The organism is Pseudoalteromonas piscicida, from assembly GCF_002744175.1.
GTDB classification, from domain to species: Bacteria; Pseudomonadota; Gammaproteobacteria; order Enterobacterales; family Alteromonadaceae; genus Pseudoalteromonas; species Pseudoalteromonas piscicida_B.
The window spans coordinates 63003-80038 of sequence record NZ_NKHF01000101.1; the positions used below are offsets into that span (position 1 = coordinate 63003).

Genomic DNA, 17036 nt, shown 5'->3' on the forward strand with positions numbered 1-17036 from the left:
TACACCCTTTTTGTACCGCAGGAATGGCTATAGAGTGCTCATCATAGGCGAAGGGGGGTTAAACAAGGGTTAATGTCGCAAGCGCCAACGCCGGCTGCTACAAAGAGGGGATTACCTTAGGTTCAGGTTAGTTAGCACAATTCAAGAGCAATACTTTTAGCCGAGATTTGGGTTACCTATTTTAAACGCCCTGCGATAAGGCAAGATAGCGTTTGTGTTTGCTATCTTGCCTAGCAAACAGGTTAGTTAATATCTGCTTGCAAAGTAACACCTTGATTCGTGCCTTCACCGGTTGCTAACACGTAATACCACCCCGGTCGAGACAAGTGTAGTTTTAAATACTCAGCATTGTCGGCTGACTGAGAAGAGAACTGATAATCACCTCTACTTGGCCAGTAGGTTCCAACAAGTAAATCTGTATTGCCAACACCATGGCGAGCTTTTAGTGTTAATGTGGAGTTTGGCTCCGTTATCTTGATATAGAAGTAGCTGTCATTGGCTGCTAAACAAACTGGTTTACCACTGTGTAACTCAGCAAAAGACTGAGCTTGCTGGGTAAGGCATGCGTTTGGTACAGCCATGTCACTTGGCTTATTCGGTTTTCGTGCATCCAAAACCCCCACGGCAATAGATACCTTATCGAACTGGCTCCTACTTACCGCGCTCACATAATGGCGACCTTTATTCAAGGTGAGTACCAGCTTTTGCTCGGTGCCTGCCCCAGCCGACTGGGTAACGGCATTATCTGGCATTGCCCAGGTATTGGGGTGGTAATATAAGGTTAAGTTTCCTGAACCGTCTCGAGTGCTTATAAATATATTCGAGTTGTCTTTTTCAACATCGAAATAGAGATACACAGTGCTACCAGAGATACACTCGCCTTGATTTGGTTGCAGCTCTGAACCTGAGCTAAGCGGCATAACTTGGTTACACTTTTTGGGAAGGTAGAGTGGTACTTGTTGATAATTAAGAGGCTGTAATCGTAGTCCGTCTGGGTCTATGTCTTCACGGCTTGGGATCCAAGGTGCTAAGCAGCGAGCATCTTTCACACAGGGATCGGTTAACGCTTTCATAAAATTCACTAGATCTTCTTTTGCTTGCCTTGATAGGTAGAGTTTCTGTAATACGGGTGCACCATCTTCAATTTCATCATCAATGATCTTAGCAGCTAAGTCTGTGTTGTAACGTGCATCGGGAAAAAGATCTTGGCAGCGAGCAATTGACTTAAATTGCGGTTGTTGGCACCAGCCTTGATTGTCAATGTAATCATCAAGCACTTGGTGGTAGTCATCATAATGCTCAATGACTTGCATTAATGTATCGTAACTACCCGCATGTCCGTATGGGCCCGTGACTTCAATATTTAATAGCGTCCCTGAGCGGAAGCTATAGAGGCCGTCATTGTTGTTGTTTCGTTGAGTTCGGCCTAAATCGTTACTTGGTTGATCTAAGGTGCCGGTGCCAGGACCTATCTGTGGAAACGCGAGGCGATGATAATTAGACCCTTTGGTCTGGGTAAAGCTATCTGTGTTATGACAACCGATACATTGCGTTGGCAAGTAATCTGGTTCTGTTCCGCCGTCAGAGGGAGGGGGAGGCATAAACAAGTATAGATAAGCCCCTCGTTTTTGAGATTCCGATATCGCGTCCTTATCGCCTTTAACATAGGCATTCCAAGGATTATTTACAAAATTCATCGAGCGTTGGTAAGCGGCCAGAGCACGGGTTATATTCGCAAAAGTGACTATCTCTTTAGCGGGTTTGTCGCCATATACGGATGCAAATAGCGGATACCAGCGGTTTTGAATAAGCTCACCTTGTGCGCTGTCATAGTCACCAATTCTAGCGGCCAAGTGAGCCCGAACAGCTTGATTACTGTAGCCTTGCATGAAGTCAAAGCCCCGCATTTCAGACTCAGTTACCACGGGAAATCTCGCTTGGGCAGCGACGAGTGTTTCTCCAGCATTCGGGTCAGCTTCCCCGTAGGGGACATCAGGCGTACTGATCCCTTTCTCTGGTTTTAACCAATCTAAAAACTCTACCCGAGCATCGCGAAACAGACCACGCTGATAAAGTGCCGAGTTAAAAATGCTGGGCGTGTTACGCGGCACGTAATATTCGCCTGTGGTTGTTTGTCTGCCGGGTCCCATAATATCCTCGTCGATGGCCAAGGTGCCAACCGCCAAGGCTAGGCCGTCACCTCCACCTAAATAGGGATGATGGCAACTTGCGCAGGCAACATCTTGGTTACCACTGAGTGCTTTAGAGAAAAAAAGCAATTTACCCAATTGCGCTTCAGAAGAGTGTATGTCAGGAATGGTAATGCCCTTTGTTGGCTCGCCTGTTAAACCATGTTGTTGTATTAGCTGTTGTAAAGCGTCGTCAAGGTTGTCTGGTATTGGAATTGCCTGTACACAGCAGCTGGCTAAGGCACTTAGTGTTAAGGCAATATATCCATATAGTCGTTTCATAATAGCGCTCCTCATGAGTGAAACAGTTCATCAGGAACTTTATGCCTATCATGGTTAATAAAAGGTTAAATTTATGAGCTTGGTTTGTCACTTAGCATTACAGTGACACTTTAGTATTGTCTTCGACAGCTTCTTGAACAGGTTTATCTAGCTTTATCAGGCGCTCCATCACTACACACGCAGTTAAGTCTCCGGTGACATTGAGCACGGTTCTGCACATATCTAAGATCCTATCTACTCCTAAAATAAGAGCAATACCAGCGGCAGGGATCCCAAAGCTGGTTAAAACTGAAGCCAAAATAACGATGCCAACACCGGGTGTACTCGGGGAGCCGATGGATGCCCCGACAGTAGTAAGTATAAGCAACATGATTTGACTATCTGATAAGGTAATACCAAATACTTGAGTTAAAAATAGTGCAGCGATAACTTGATAGAGTGCGGTGCCATCCATGTTGATGGTAGCGCCGAGGGGAATAATAAACTGAACAATTGGCTTTTTAACGAAGAGTGACTGCTCAGCTGTGCGCATTGAGAGCGGCATTACCGCAGCTGAGCTAGAGGTCGAAAAAGCTAATAATTGTGCACTTTTAATAGCCGATAAAAAGCGCCGAGGGCTGATTTTTCCTGCGAAACCGGCCAAAAACAGGTAGACAAACATCAGTAGTAGTAACCCTAACAGCACAGCCGCAACGTAGGCTGAAACGCCTAAGAGGGCATCAATACCAATTCGTATGGTAATATCGCAAAGTAATCCAAACACCGCGAATGGCGCCAATAACATGGCCCAATTCACTATTTGTAATGATAATGTCTGCGCTGCTGTAGTGAGCTCAAGGAGTAGTGACTTTTGTTTTTGATTGAGCGCGGTAATGGCAATACCAATAAAAATGGCATACATCACGATGGCAAACATGTCTTTATCAAGTGTGGATTGAGTGATATTAGACGGAATGATGGCTACCATGCGTTCAGGGATACTTTTTAACTCAACTGTGGCTGTAACTGTTGTGGTATGTTGGCTATCTAGATTCTCAAGCAGCTGACTATCCACATAGTTCCCTGGTTTAATGTATGTTGCAACGACTAAACCAATAATGACTGCAATAAAGGTGGTCATTATAAAATAAGGGAAAATCCTCAGCCCAACTTGTTTTAAAAATGCCGTATCTTTGTTGCCCGCAACTCCAAGAATGATAGAGGAAAGTACTAGGGGAATAACAACCATCTGGATCAAAGCCAAGAACATATTGCCGGGCAGCGCAACCCATTGTGCTATTTGAAGCGACAACTCAGGACTGACCAGCCCAACCCCTTTTGGTGAGAGTAAAATACCCACCGTAATACCCAAGATCAAAGCCACAACAATTTGTAGCCAAAGCATCTTCTTTTGTAAAAAATAACTAATGGAGTAGGTGTTTTTCATTCCTTTTCCTTGAAACGGGGTAATTTGCACCGACAGTGAATAATTATAAATAACCTGAACTGAGTATAGCAATTTGTTCTCTAGCAGCTATTGCTGTGCAAATTTGCCTTGTATTAAGAAATAGCTTCTGGCTAGCGTAATATTACACTTTTGATCTTATGTATTTTAGTTGACTAACTTCTTAGCCCGAGTTCAGGGGAGCAAGCATATCAGCCTGAATGCACAGATGTGTTGATTGGTATCAAGTGTTGTCAGGGGGAGAGTAAGCAATATGGTCTTGCTAAAATATTGGATGCGACGATCATCAAGCAGTCATACACAACCGTATACAGATAAATAGAAGGCCTGCTATGTGCAGACCCTCAGTCTTGAGTTAACCAAATAGCTCATCTTCTAATGTTTTGCCATTCACTAGAGACTTGTAATGCCAGCCCTGTGCTCGGCATAGCTGCAGTACGTCAATATCGACTTGTTGGCCGCTTCGATATTCAATGAGCAGTGCGCCGCTTGCATTGACTGATACCCCTTCCACACCTTGCAGTGTTTTTAATTGTTCAATATGGTGGCTGGTGCCAGCTTCTTTTAGTTTAACGGTTAATGTGGCGAGTTCTGCCTGAGCAATGCGGTCAACCGCGGTTAATTTTCCTTGCTGTAGATGCAGGACCTGATCGCACAAATCATCCAGCTCGACTAAATCATGAGAGCTTAAAATAAAGGTTGTGTCAGACTGGAGCGTTCGAACTAGATTTCTGATCTCCCGAGCATTTACGGGGTCAAGGCCAGCTGTTGCTTCATCCAAAAGGACAACCTCAGGATGAGAAAGCAGCGTTTGTGCAATACAGATGCGTTTGCGCATTCCATGAGACAATTCATGGGGTTTGGAATCATAGCAGTCTTTGAGGTCGACCAGCTCAAGTACGCGGTGAGTCTCGCGCTCAGCTGTTTTCGTATCTAGGCCTTGAAGCTGTCCATATAAGCGCAATTGATTACTAACAGAAAACCTTGGGTCAAGTTGGGCATCTTGGGGGAGCGCTGCAAGACGGCCAAATAACCCCTCGCTTCCAGGTTTATGGCCAAGAATACTGACGTTTCCCGAGTCGGCATTGAGGTAGCCACAAAGCGTGCTAAACAGCGTTGTTTTGCCAGCGCCATTAGGGCCTACTAGTGCAATTGGCGAACCAGCATTGAGCGTAAATGACACATCATCCAGAGCACGTTTTTTGCCGTATGTTTTAACTAAGTTGTTTACTTCAATTATCATACTCATAGTGCGCGCCTTCTTAATAATTCACAGCTAATCGCTATTAACACCACACTGTGGATCAGTGGTGTTGCAAAGCGAGTTAGATTAACGTTTTGAGCTATGGTTTCAGCACCTTGGTATCCTGGGAATAGATAAAAGAGGTATTCTGCGTATGGGCTGTACTCTAAGGCGAATGCTACAATGGTTGCGAGTGTTAGGTAGGTCAAAATAGCGTATATCATGCTCATCTTGCTGGAGTTTGCAAAGTGGTTTGCCACCGACATCAGAGCAATAAACGGTGCAGTGATGAGAGTGAGCTCTAATACCATAAGCGCGGCTCTACTTAGGCCACTTAGCCATAGGCTAGGCTCTCGCATTACCATTAAGATCCATGCCCCCAAAGCCGAGATAGCGATTAGTAAAAGCGTATTAAACAGTTGCCCAACAAACCGACCGACGACAATCTCTGCACGGGTAGTACGCAGAGTTAAAAACCTAAGAGTACCTCTAGTGCGGTCTTCTACAGTTTGATCTGCACTAGAAAATATGACAAATAGCGGAAATAAAAAAATGGACCACACGAGATAAAGTGCCAACTCCATTTCGGGCCATAGGGCAATTTTCTGCATGCCTACAACACCGGAAAAACTTTGAATCATTTGTTTAAAGTCGGGGTCGCCAACAATGGACACCGCTTCGGCGATGGCATACCTCAAAATGGCGTACCACACTAAAACAAAAGCGGCGATGGCTATCCACCCGCGTTTTGTTGCAAACAAACGTTGCAACTCAAAGGTGGCGATTAGACCTATTCTTTTTATATTCATATGGATCCTTACTACTTCAACGGTGTAGAGCACCTTGACCCTCGCGGTAAATCAGCATGGGTATTGCGACTGTCTTTGAGACTATATGATTGGCGTTAAAAAAGGAAGTTATTGAACTGTAACAAAATTAAACCAATAAAAAACGGGCGCTCAGCGCCCGCTATGAAGTATTTAACCTGGCCTATTGCAAGCAAATTTAACGCAGTAGTAAGGGATAACAGCTGCTAGAGAACAAGTGGTTATCCCGAATTCAGGCTATTTAATAACAAACAATTACCAACCGCAGTTACGATTCTTATTTTGCTCGTCTAGATACTTTTGTAGAGGTGCAAAGTAGTCAAGTACCGCTGTTGCATCCATTTCATCTTTACCTGTTAGCGTTTTAAGTGCTTGTTGCCAAGGCTTGCTACTACCCATTTCTAGCATCGCATTGAGACGCTCACCAGCAGCTTTAGAGTTGTAAACTGAGCAGCGGTGGATAGCTTCTTTGCTACCAGCAATTTCACATAGAGATTTGTGGAACTGGAATTGTAAAATATGTGCTAAGAAGTAGCGAGTGTAAGGTACATTACCCGGCACATGATATTTAGCGCCCGGATCAAAGTCAGCTTCGCTGCGTGAAACTGGCGCAGTAACACCTTGATACTTTTCTCTTAAATCCCACCATGCTTGGTTATATTCAGCAGGTGAAATTTCACCGGAAAATACTTTCCAGCGCCATTGGTCAACTAGTAGGCCAAATGGAATAAAGGCGACCTTATCTAGTGCCATTTTCATGAGTAGACCAATATCTTTCGATTCGTCAGGAACATTATCCAATAGGCCGATTTGCTTAAGATAACCAGGTGTGACTGACAGTGCTATGGTGTCACCGATAGCTTCGTGGAAACCATCATTGGCACTTTCTTGATAATAAACCGGTTGCTGATTGTATGCACGTTGATAGAAATTGTGGCCCAGCTCGTGATGGATCACTGAGAATTCTTCACCTGTGCGTTGGATACACATTTTGATACGTAAGTCGTCTTTTGCATCTAGGTTCCATGCTGAAGCATGGCATTGTACATCACGATCTTTTGGTTTAGTAAACAAAGAGCGTTCGTAGAAAGTGTCCGGTAGCGGTGCAAAGCCCATTGAGGTGAAGAATTTCTCCGCACCTTTTACCATTTTGATTTCGTCGTAATTATGCTCTGCAAGAAGGGCTGTCACATCATAACCCGGATCTGCATTTTCAGGTGCAACTAGGTCGTAAATATTGCCCCAGCTCTGTGCCCACATATTCCCCAATAGGTGCGCAGGAATAGGCTGATCTTGAGGTACTTTATCTTCACCATATTTTTCGCCAAGCTTGGCACGGACATGACAATGTAGTGAGTCGTAAAGTGGCTTTACTTGACCCCAAATACGGTCTAGCTCTTTGGCAAAGTCATCTGCAGGCATGTCATATTTACTACGCCACATTGCGCCCGTGTCTGCGTAACCCAGCTCGTTCGCCCCTTCGTTAGTAAGCACAACTTGTTTTTCATAAAGAGGACGCATTGGCTTAGAAACCTCACGCCAACCTTGCCATATATCTAGTAGCTCTTCATAGTTACGGCTATTGGCCATTTTTGCGGTCATGTCGCCTAAGCTTAAGCAAGTACCATCGTCTTTGCAGTATTTGCCTTTACCGTACATACCGTCTAATTCAGCCGTTAATTTAGCCAGTGCCGCGGTTTTATCAGCATCTTTTGGTGCTGGTAGTGTCAGGTTTAGCTTTAGTTTGTCTAGTTTACGGCGAGTATCTTCGCTTAGAGTTAGGCCATCAAACTGTGCCGCTTCATTTGCAAGCTCAACTAGCGCTGCTGTGTATTCTTCATTAACGTCTGCCGCTAATGAAGCCGTATCATGAGTGATAAAGTTTGCGTAAATCCAAGCTGAACGGCTCGAGCGGAAGTTAAGGTCGACCAGCTGTTCGGAGGCTTTATCTAAAAATGCAACAGCATCGGCTTCTGTTAGCGTTTTATTGTTTACATCGGTAGATTTACAAGCTGAAAGTGCAAAAGTACCGGCCACAATGAGTGCGCCAACACTAAGTTTAAATCTTGGTTTCATAGTGATTCACTTGTTGTTTTAATTAATACACACGTCGCTGCGTATAGTAACGACCTATGGAGCAATGCTTTTTTAATCAATTGAATTGCTCACTGCACAGCAGTATATCTATTCAATTGTTATGGTACAGGAAAGCTAGATTTTCTCTGTATGGCAGGATAATAGCAAGACGACTTGAAAACGACAATTTTGCGATAAACAAACACAAGCATGAAGACGTAGATAAAAGTTGAGTTAGTGTGATTATTAACCATAATTAACACTGTCGACTGTATTAAAGGTCCAACTTGGGGCTGCAAAAGGAGTGTATATGACGTTAATTTTACTGGTGATACTGGCCATTGTGGTGATTTTCTGTGTTCGTGATATCCGGGTTAAGCTGATCACTAAGCCGTTGTTTAACTATTTTAAAACTTCTTTGCCCGAATTGTCTCAAACTGAGCGCGAAGCGATGGAAGCGGGCACCATTTGGTGGGATGGTGCCTTGTTCTCTGGTAAACCTAATTGGCGCAAGTGGCTCAGTAACGATAAACCAAAACTCAGTGATGAGGAACAAGCCTTTATTGACAATGAGCTCAATACCTTACTTAACATGCTAGATGAAGAGAAAATTGCTCGAGCGAACGATTTACCGAAAGAGGTTTGGCAATATCTAAAAGAGAAAGGTTTTTTTGCGTTTATTATTCCTAAGTCATACGGTGGACGTGAATTTAGTGCCCAAGCTAATTCCACAATTGTGGCCAAGATAGCCAGTCGCAGCTTGTCAACCGCGGTGACAGTTATGGTACCCAATAGTTTAGGCCCTGCGGAGCTGTTACTTCATTACGGGACGAATGCACAACAGGAGCACTGGTTGCCAAAACTGGCTTCCGGAGAGGTGCTACCTTGCTTTGCATTAACATCCCCAGAAGCGGGTTCCGATGCTGGTAGCATTCAGGATTATGCAATTGTATGTGAGCGAGAATTTGAGGGGGAAAAGCAAGTCGGTTTGGCTGTGACCTGGCAAAAACGCTATATCACACTGGCGCCTGTGGCGGATGTGCTTGGACTTGCATTCAAGGTTTATGATCCCGAGCAGTTGCTTTCGAATCAAGTTGAGCGAGGTATAACCTGCGCGCTCATCCCAACGGCCCATGAAGGAGTCAATACTGGTGACAGACACCAACCGCTTGGGCAAGCGTTTATGAATGGTACGACAAGCGGCGAAGATGTGTTTATTCCTTTGTCTTGGGTGATCGGCGAGCAGGCTGGGATCGGTAAAGGCTGGCGCATGCTGGTATCTTGTTTAAGCGCAGGGCGGGGAATTTCACTACCAGCGTTAAGTGCAGGTACGGCACATCTGAGTACCAGAACCAGTTCTGCTTATGCCAATGTGCGACGCCAATTTGGCGTTCCAATCGCTGCGTTTGAAGGGGTGCAAAGCGCTTTAGCAAGGATTTACGGCTATACCTACTTGATTGAAGCCGTGAGGCAAACGACCGCATTAGCAATAGACTTAAAACAAAGCCCGTCAGTTGTCACTGCGATTGCAAAGTATCACTTAACTGAACATGCCAGAGTAGCATTAAATGATGCCATGGATATCCATGGTGGCAAAGCTATTCAAATGGGCGAGATGAACTATCTTGCCTATAACTACATGGGGATGCCTATCTCAATTACCGTTGAAGGAGCAAACATCCTGACGCGCAGTTTAATGATATTTGGCCAAGGCGCGACCCGTTGTCACCCGTTTATCCTCAAAGAAATGAGCATTGTACAACAAGACGATCAACTTATTGCATTAAAAGAGTTTGATGAGGTGTTGTGTAAGCATTTACAACATACTTCAGTAAATGGGGTTAAGGCATTGTTGAATGGCCTAACCCTTGCTCGCTTTGAACGCTCACCGGTGAGTGGCGATGTGGCACCTTACTACCGACGTTTAACTTGGTTAAGTCAGGCGCTATCGGTATACAGTGATATTGCCATGTTAAAGCTAGGTGGCTCGCTCAAGCGGCGCGAAATGCTCTCTGCCAAACTCGGTGATGTATTGAGTTATTTGTACATGGCATCGTGTGTACTAAAAAAATATGAAGATGATGGCCATCAACAGGGCGACTTGCCTTTGGTGAAGTTTGCACTGGATCATTGTTTATATGAGGCCAGCAAAGCTGTCTACGCGTTTTGCGATAATTTTACCATGGCACCGTTGGCATTTTTACTAAAACGTTTAGCATTTCCTTTTGGGAATTGGTTAAAGGCGCCAAGCGACACCTTAGCAGTTCAGGTCTGTAATCATGTCACTGAGAATAATACGACTCGAGAGCGGATCTCACATTTGTGCTCAGTAGTCAAACACTCGGCAGTAGACACCGTTGAACATGCGTATATGCTGGAGAAGGCACATGGACCGTTAATGGCGAAATATCGTAAGTGGTGCAAACAAAATACAGCGAGCTTAGTTGGGAAGTCTCTTAATGAGAAACTAAATATAGCAACGCGAGAGAAGGTCATTGATGACAAAGCATCAGAGACAATATTTTGTATAGAAACCCTAGTAGCTAAAGCTTGCGCGGTAGATGCAAAAGCGCAGAAGGATGAGAAGGAATCTTAGTATTTAAAATAGGTGCGATTGATAAGTTCAAAAGCGGACTATACCAAATGTATTGAGTAAATGCGCTATGTGAAGTGGAGAAATAGCTTTAGTAGCTAGGCGAAGAATTTTGCTATTTAGTTGTTCTAAATGAGAAATTTTTAACGACGCTAACTATGCTATTTCATCCTTCAAATTGATTGAACGGTTAATGCATTCGGGGTTATTTATAAATCAATTTAACGTGCAAAAGGATCGGCTAGGATTTTGTCTACATACCATTTGCCTTTTTTACGGACCATACTAACGCTGCGCATATCATCAACCTGTTCACCACGAAGTTGACCGGTGAAAATCAAATTAATTTTTGCGGTGTTACCGTATTGTTCTCTGAGACTTTGGTTCGTCATATCAACTTCTATGGTTACCTCATCGTATTGCATGTTAACGAGGTTTCTAGCAAATTGAGATGCTGTGCCGTAAGAGCGCATGATACGGGCGTGTCGTGGCGTTGCGATTGCTATCGCCGCATCGAAGTTTTTCTGATTATACAAGGCGTCAAAATACATAGTGGCAGCGAAGCCTGGGGTATCTTTGTCGCCCCTAGCTGCGTCTTCATCAGAACCACATGCCGAAAGGAGCAGCATTGCTGCTATTATGACAAAAGCTTGCCTTAAAAGTGACTTTGTCATGCTAAAATACATCATATGCAATCTACAATTATTCACAATAGCTTAAGTTTGTCTGCTAATGGTCGATATGTAAAGGCAGTGATTGAAATAAATGTATTATGAACAAAGGGTTTAAGATGTCTCGCTTACTATCACTGGCTTGTTTAGCTTGTTTTCTAATAGGTTGTGGTGCTCAGCCCCAGATCAGTCAAGGGGTGACAAGTCAGCTGACGCAAAACGGGATTATTATCGGACATTTTTCTAATGATGGTGCGTGGACGGTCACTTTAGATAGCAATGCAGATATCAACATATTCGACAACTCGGATCAATCCATACTATTTTCTGTTCCCAAGGATAAAATCAAAACACCGGTAAAAGCATTGCTTTTATCCGACGACAAGAAGATGCTGATTGTAGCGGGTGAAAATCTTATTTCAATTTGGTCCGTGCCTAAACAAAAGTTAATTACTAATGTGCCTTTTGCCGGTGTCAGCCCGCTTGCGTCGATATCTTCATTAGCACTGTCTCATGATAATCAACGATTGCTTGTAGCCATGGATGATGGGTCACTCAACATGGCTGACTTATTCACTAAGTTAAACAATCGCTTTATGCCTCACTCTAGACCTATTGAACATTTAGCATTTGACAAAACTGGCGAGTATTTTGTTACTGGCGCTCAAGATGGGTTAGTAGCAATGTGGCAGTTCGCCTCGCCAGAACCGGTTTATGAACATCAATTCAACCACAGAGTGACGAGCTTAACCGTAAGTTCGGATGGTCAGCGTTTGTTTGTTTCTGATGGGTTAAATGCCCAGCATGTTTTAGACTTTGAGTCCGGTAAATTGCTCAGTGAGCTAAAGTATATGGCTCGATTTAAAATGTTCAGAAAAGCTAAATTTATTTCAGGCTCGGGCTTGCTCGCCACTTCTTCATCAAAGTCACACCTGTCAATTTGGCGGTACGAAAGTGGGGAAGAGCTCGGTACTTGGTCAATCCACACTGCAAGTGAAGGTGCAACCGTTGTAGATATGTACGTGCCTGATTCTAACACGCTAGTGACATTAAATAGCGACGGCATGATTGAAAAATGGGCTATAAATTTGCTGGCACAAAAATAAAGGAGCGCAGCACACTCCATTATTTTTCTTGGATATGCAATTAAATTAACTAACCTAAACTCAGGGCAGAAGTGAGTTAGCCAGCTAATTAGCATAAGCTAAAAATTGTAATACCAAAGGTATTAAGTAAATGAGCTATTTCATCCTTCAAATTGATAAGATAATTAATTCAATTGGTACAATATCACGCTAGCCAAAAGTTATTTCTCAATACAGGCAAATTCAAAGCAGTAGAAAGGGATAACAGCTGCAAGAAAACAAGCGGTTATCCCGACTTTAAGTTATTGCTGGAATTCATAGACGCTGCCTAAATTAAGCAATTGCGTCAGTTCATCCAGTGCAGTATAAGATTCGTTTAATAGGCTAGGATCTGCTAAATCTTGCTCAGTCACGCGGTCTCTATAATGCTTATTCACCCAAGCATTAAGTTGCGCGAACTTTTCCTCACTCATCATCACTTCGGGGTTTACTGCATTTAGCTCCGTATCACTAAGTGCAACGCGTAAACGTAAACAAGCAGGTCCCCCCCATTTTGCATACTCTGACGTAAATCGAAAAAGCGCACTTGTGAAATCGGATTATTAGCGCTTAGCATGTATTCAATATATGCTGCAACATTGTCGTTCTTTGCACACTCTTCAGGTGCTACAAGCATCATTTCACCTGACGGTAGGGTGATAAGCTGTGAGTTAAATAAATAGCTTTTGACAGCATCCTCAACACTGACAGCATGACTCGGTACTTCAACAATATGTAATGGCTTTTCTCCGATATATGCTTGTCTAATTTTGGTCAGACTATTGGTTTGATCAATAAAAGCTTGATCATGGCAAAACAGCACGTTTTCATTGCCCACAGCAATAACATCATTATGGAATACGCCTTGGTCAATCACATTGGGGTTTTGTTGGATAAATAGTGCCTGTTTATCATTGAGCTGATGCAATCTCGCTATTGCTTTACTTGCCTCAAGGGTTTGACGTGCTGGATACTTAGTCGGGCCTTTTATTTCACTGTTAAAACCGCTCGCGCCGTAGACAAATAGCTGTAGTCCTGTGCTGCCGTGAGAGTCTGTAAGTCGAGTATGATTGGCCGCACCTTCATCGCCAAAGAAAGGCTGCTCGGGTAAATGTTGATGATGGGCAAAATGCTGCTCATTAGCAAACATGCTACGTAATAAATTAGTGGTGGTTTGAGGCTCAATAGAGCGGTGAAACTTGCAGTTTAAATTAGCACTAGTGAAATGCACTTTACCGTCATTTGAGTCAATAGAAGGGGATACCGTTGCGGCGTTTGCTGTCCACATGGAGGACGCTGAGTAACAAGCGCGGAGTAAAATGGGTTCCTGTTTATAGGCTTTGTCCAACACTTGTGCGTCAGTACCAGAGAAGCCCACTCTACGCAGAGGCGCCAAGCTTGGTCTAGCGTGAGGCGCAAAGATCCCTTGTTTTAAGCCAATATCATGCATGGCTTTCATTTTCTCTAGTCCCTGTAAAGCCGCTTCTTTTGGATTAGAGATACTAGCTGCGTTAGAAAGGGAGGCGACGTTGCCATATGAGAGGCCTGCATAGTTGTGAGTTGGCCCAACCAGACCATCAAAATTGACTTCATAAGCCATGATTGCGATTCCTGTTGCGAATAGTTATAGACAACTAGTATGAGGCGGTTTCAAAAATTTTTAAAGTGACATAGGTCAAATAAGCACTCGCAAGTCCATATTCAATTGAAGATTTTATGGATAAGTTTCAAGGCAATGGGATTTTACATTAAAAGACGATCGAGATATAAATCAAAAATCGTTGAGATAATTTCTCAAGGAAGATAAGCCAATCCAGAACAAGTTGTTCAGTATCTTGAACAAGCAATATTACACCACCTTGCATTCAAAGATCTGCTAGGCTTTTCATTGCAAATTTAGCGCCTGTTGCCCACAATAGAATTAAATTCTATCCAAATCAAGGCAAGTCATGGAAGTTGAACATCAGGAAATTGCCAATTTTTTAGCGGCCTATCCGCCGTTTACGGATTTACCTCAAGAAGCATTGAACCAGCTGGCAAGTCAAGTGGAAGTAGGTTACTACCGAGAAGGCAGCAAAATTTTAGTTTACGGTGAGCAGATCACTTATCTATATGTGATCCGCTCTGGGGCTGTTGAATTATATCGACGCTCAGGCGAATTGTATAACCGTATATCCGCAGGTGGGATATTTGGTCAGCGTGGCTTATTGATGAATCGTAAGGTGCGTTTTGGCGCCCAAAGCTTAGAAGATACCTTAGTTTACTGCATACCAGTTGGTATTTTTGATAAATACTGTGATGTCTATGAGCCCTTCGCTGATTATTTCGAGGCTGATGATAATGCTAGGTTAAAGATTACCGTGTCAGAGCAAGCTGACAGTAATGATTTAACCACCGCCAAGGTTCGTAAATTATTATTACGTGATGTGGTGTATGTTGAGCGTAACTCAACAGTTCAGCAAGCCGCTCAAGTGATGGCAAATGAGCATGTTTCATCGCTGCTGATTTATGATCCAGACAAACCCGTAGTGGAAGATCCTGACGAAGATGACGGCCAAGTTGTTGGCCTCATTAGTGATAGAGATCTGCGAACAAAAGTTGTTGCAGCAGGATTAGACTATCAGACGCCGGTGTCTGAGATCATGTCTACGGATCTTATCATCGTTGATTCCAATGCTTATGTGTTTGAAGCCATGATGCTTATGCTCAGAGATAATGTGCATCATTTGCCTGTTGTACATAAACGCAAGCCAATCGGTGTTATTGCGCTCTCAGATATCTTACGTTACGAGTCTCAAAGTAGTTTACTCTTCGTAAGAGGGTTAATGGGGCAGCAAAGCGTTGAAGACTTAAGCAGCTATTCAAAGCAGCTCCCAGCAATATTTACGCGGATGGTAAACGAGGACGCAAACTCTCACATGATAGGCTCAGCGATGTCTATTATCGGCAAAACCTTTAAACACAAGCTGCTTGAACTAGCTGAAGCCAAATTAGGGCCACCACCCATTCCATATTGTTTTATAGCATTGGGCTCTATGGCTCGTGATGAGCAACTTATTGTGACCGACCAAGATAATGCACTTATTTTGGATGATAGTTATAACCCAACAAAACATGGTGTTTATTTTGAACAGCTGGCTAAGTTTGTGTGCGATGGGCTGGCTAATTGTGGTTATAAATATTGTGATGGTGGGATCATGGCGAGCAATCCAGCTTGGCGTTTAACTTACAGCCAATGGCAATCACAATTTGAAGACTGGATGGACAACCCAAACCCTGAGGCATTGTTGAACAGCTCCATATTCTTTGATTTAGAAGGTGTGTGGGGAGAAATTAAGTGGGCCGAAAGACTAACGAGCTTTATTAGCAAGAAAGCAAAGAAAACCCCTAAATTCTTGGCTGCGATGGCCCATAATGCACTGAGACGAACGCCACCACTTGGCTTCTTTAATGGTTTTGTACTTGAACAAGATGGAGAGCATAGGCGCTCTATGAATATTAAACGCCGTGGTACAGCGCCACTTTCTGATTTAGTTAGAGTACATGCTTTAGGGGTTGGTTCAAGAAAGCAAAACTCTTTTGAACGATTAGAAGATATTGATGAAGCGAATATTCTTCCCAAAGGGAAAGTGTTGGATCTTCAAGCTGCCCTTGAATACATTGCTATCATGCGTATCCGGCATCAAGCTTGGCAAATAGAACAAGGAGAAAAGCCAGATAATAGCTTACCACCAGAAACGCTCTCAGACTTTGAGCAACGTAATCTCAAAGAGGCATTTGGTGTGCTAGATAAAGCACAGAGCTTTTTGAAATTTCGCTATCAAAACAAATCAATGATGAAATAGTGGTGAGGCATGCAAAGTAATATTATGTCGTGGCCTAATCGTTTTCAGCACTTAGCTGAAACGGTGAAGGATGCGCGCCTAAAGGCATTTTACCAACAAGGTGTTGTTGATCCATACCAACAATTGCAAGCCTGTGAGTTTGTTGCACTCGACTTTGAAACGACGGGGCTTGACCCCAATACCGACGATATTGTCAGTGTTGGCGTGGTGCCGTTTGATTTGCATCGGATCCGCTTAGCTCAGGCAAAACATTGGTTAGTCAAACCTACGAGTCCCCTTGCTGAAGAGTCGGTGGTACTGCACAGGATCACTCATTCTCAAGTAGAAAGTGCGCCAGATTTAAGCGAAATTCTAGAAGAAGTGTTTGCCTCACTCAATGGGAAAGTCATTGTGGTGCACTATCAATTTGTTGAAAAGGAATTTTTTAAGTCGGCATTGCAAGCAAGGCTTGGAGAGGGGATTGAGTTTCCTGTGATTGATACAATGGAAATTGAGAAGTCGGCAATTAATCGTAGCAGAAGTTGGCTTGATAAACTTAAGCGAAAGCCTATTCCCTCCGTTCGTTTGGCTGATTGCAGAAAGCGCTATGGCTTACCTTATTATCAACCACATCATGCTTTGTCTGATGCCTTAGCAACGGCGGAATTACTTCAAGCTCAGGCTCAGTATTGCTTGGATCCATCTGAGATGGTGAAAGGCTGGTGGAGCTAACAACAAGAATTAAAAAAGGCGGAGCACTTAG

At 43.5% G+C, this 17036-nt stretch carries 10 protein-coding genes and 1 pseudogene; 4 read left to right on the top strand and 7 right to left on the bottom strand.

Going from position 1 to position 17036, the window contains the following annotated elements; translation table 11 throughout:
* Positions 1-242: 242 nt before the first annotated feature.
* From CEX98_RS20555 to CEX98_RS20575, 5 genes are all read right to left on the bottom strand, one after another.
* Positions 243-2471 (bottom strand): cytochrome-c peroxidase, encoded by a 2229-nt coding sequence (locus tag CEX98_RS20555; RefSeq protein ID WP_099643859.1) that lies wholly within the window; start codon positions 2469-2471, stop codon positions 243-245.
* Between the two features lie 97 nt (positions 2472-2568).
* A complete protein-coding gene (locus tag CEX98_RS20560) occupies positions 2569-3897 on the bottom strand; it encodes a dicarboxylate/amino acid:cation symporter (RefSeq protein ID WP_099643860.1) in 1329 nt (442 codons plus the stop codon).
* A 373-nt stretch (positions 3898-4270) separates the two neighbouring features.
* Positions 4271-5164 carry an ABC transporter ATP-binding protein gene (locus CEX98_RS20565; protein ID WP_099643861.1) on the bottom strand — a complete coding sequence of 298 codons (894 nt, stop codon included), beginning with the start codon at positions 5162-5164 and terminating at the stop codon, positions 4271-4273.
* Positions 5161-5967 (bottom strand): ABC transporter permease, encoded by an 807-nt coding sequence (locus tag CEX98_RS20570; protein ID WP_099643862.1) that lies wholly within the window; start codon positions 5965-5967, stop codon positions 5161-5163. Before CEX98_RS20570 ends, CEX98_RS20565 begins: the two co-directional genes overlap by 4 nt.
* A 273-nt stretch (positions 5968-6240) precedes the next feature.
* Positions 6241-8061: a M2 family metallopeptidase gene (locus CEX98_RS20575; protein WP_099643863.1), complete on the bottom strand. Its 1821-nt coding sequence runs from the start codon at positions 8059-8061 to the stop codon at positions 6241-6243.
* Between the two features lie 310 nt (positions 8062-8371).
* On the opposite strand from CEX98_RS20575, the gene CEX98_RS20580 reads away from it, so the two are divergent.
* On the top strand, positions 8372-10657 hold the full coding sequence (locus CEX98_RS20580; RefSeq protein WP_099643864.1) for an acyl-CoA dehydrogenase: 2286 nt from the start codon (positions 8372-8374) through the stop codon (positions 10655-10657).
* A gap of 218 nt (positions 10658-10875) precedes the next feature.
* Here the strand turns inward: CEX98_RS20580 and CEX98_RS20585 are convergent, their stop codons facing one another.
* On the bottom strand, positions 10876-11328 hold the full coding sequence (locus CEX98_RS20585; RefSeq protein ID WP_099643890.1) for a hypothetical protein: 453 nt from the start codon (positions 11326-11328) through the stop codon (positions 10876-10878).
* A 116-nt stretch (positions 11329-11444) separates the two neighbouring features.
* Here CEX98_RS20585 and CEX98_RS20590 point away from each other — a divergent pair, with 116 nt between their 5' ends.
* A complete protein-coding gene (locus CEX98_RS20590; protein ID WP_099643891.1) occupies positions 11445-12431 on the top strand; it encodes a WD40 repeat domain-containing protein in 987 nt (328 codons plus the stop codon).
* A gap of 281 nt (positions 12432-12712) precedes the next feature.
* Here the strand turns inward: CEX98_RS20590 and astB are convergent.
* A pseudogene (gene astB, locus CEX98_RS20595) lies at positions 12713-14052 on the bottom strand (N-succinylarginine dihydrolase).
* 346 nt (positions 14053-14398) lie between these two features.
* Between astB and CEX98_RS20600 the strand changes: the two are divergent.
* Together CEX98_RS20600 and CEX98_RS20605 are read left to right on the top strand one after the other, a co-directional pair.
* A complete protein-coding gene (locus CEX98_RS20600; protein ID WP_099643865.1) occupies positions 14399-16294 on the top strand; it encodes a DUF294 nucleotidyltransferase-like domain-containing protein in 1896 nt (631 codons plus the stop codon).
* A gap of 9 nt (positions 16295-16303) precedes the next feature.
* Complete coding sequence (locus CEX98_RS20605) at positions 16304-17005, top strand: 3'-5' exonuclease (protein ID WP_172439816.1); 702 nt, start codon at positions 16304-16306, stop codon at positions 17003-17005.
* Positions 17006-17036 lie beyond the last annotated feature (31 nt).

What these genes read in the sequence shown, in the direction of transcription:
- CEX98_RS20585 (WP_099643890.1), bottom strand. Translation starts at nt 11,328, where the DNA reads ATGACAAAGTCACTTTTAAGGCAAGCTTTTGTCATAATAGCAGCAATG.
- CEX98_RS20590 (WP_099643891.1), top strand. Translation starts at nt 11,445, where the DNA reads ATGTCTCGCTTACTATCACTGGCTTGTTTAGCTTGTTTTCTAATAGGT.
- CEX98_RS20565 (WP_099643861.1), bottom strand. Translation starts at nt 5,164, where the DNA reads ATGAGTATGATAATTGAAGTAAACAACTTAGTTAAAACATACGGCAAA.
- CEX98_RS20605 (WP_172439816.1), top strand. Translation starts at nt 16,304, where the DNA reads ATGCAAAGTAATATTATGTCGTGGCCTAATCGTTTTCAGCACTTAGCT.
- CEX98_RS20580 (WP_099643864.1), top strand. Translation starts at nt 8,372, where the DNA reads ATGACGTTAATTTTACTGGTGATACTGGCCATTGTGGTGATTTTCTGT.
- CEX98_RS20600 (WP_099643865.1), top strand. Translation starts at nt 14,399, where the DNA reads ATGGAAGTTGAACATCAGGAAATTGCCAATTTTTTAGCGGCCTATCCG.
- CEX98_RS20555 (WP_099643859.1), bottom strand. Translation starts at nt 2,471, where the DNA reads ATGAAACGACTATATGGATATATTGCCTTAACACTAAGTGCCTTAGCC.
- CEX98_RS20560 (WP_099643860.1), bottom strand. Translation starts at nt 3,897, where the DNA reads ATGAAAAACACCTACTCCATTAGTTATTTTTTACAAAAGAAGATGCTT.
- CEX98_RS20570 (WP_099643862.1), bottom strand. Translation starts at nt 5,967, where the DNA reads ATGAATATAAAAAGAATAGGTCTAATCGCCACCTTTGAGTTGCAACGT.
- CEX98_RS20575 (WP_099643863.1), bottom strand. Translation starts at nt 8,061, where the DNA reads ATGAAACCAAGATTTAAACTTAGTGTTGGCGCACTCATTGTGGCCGGT.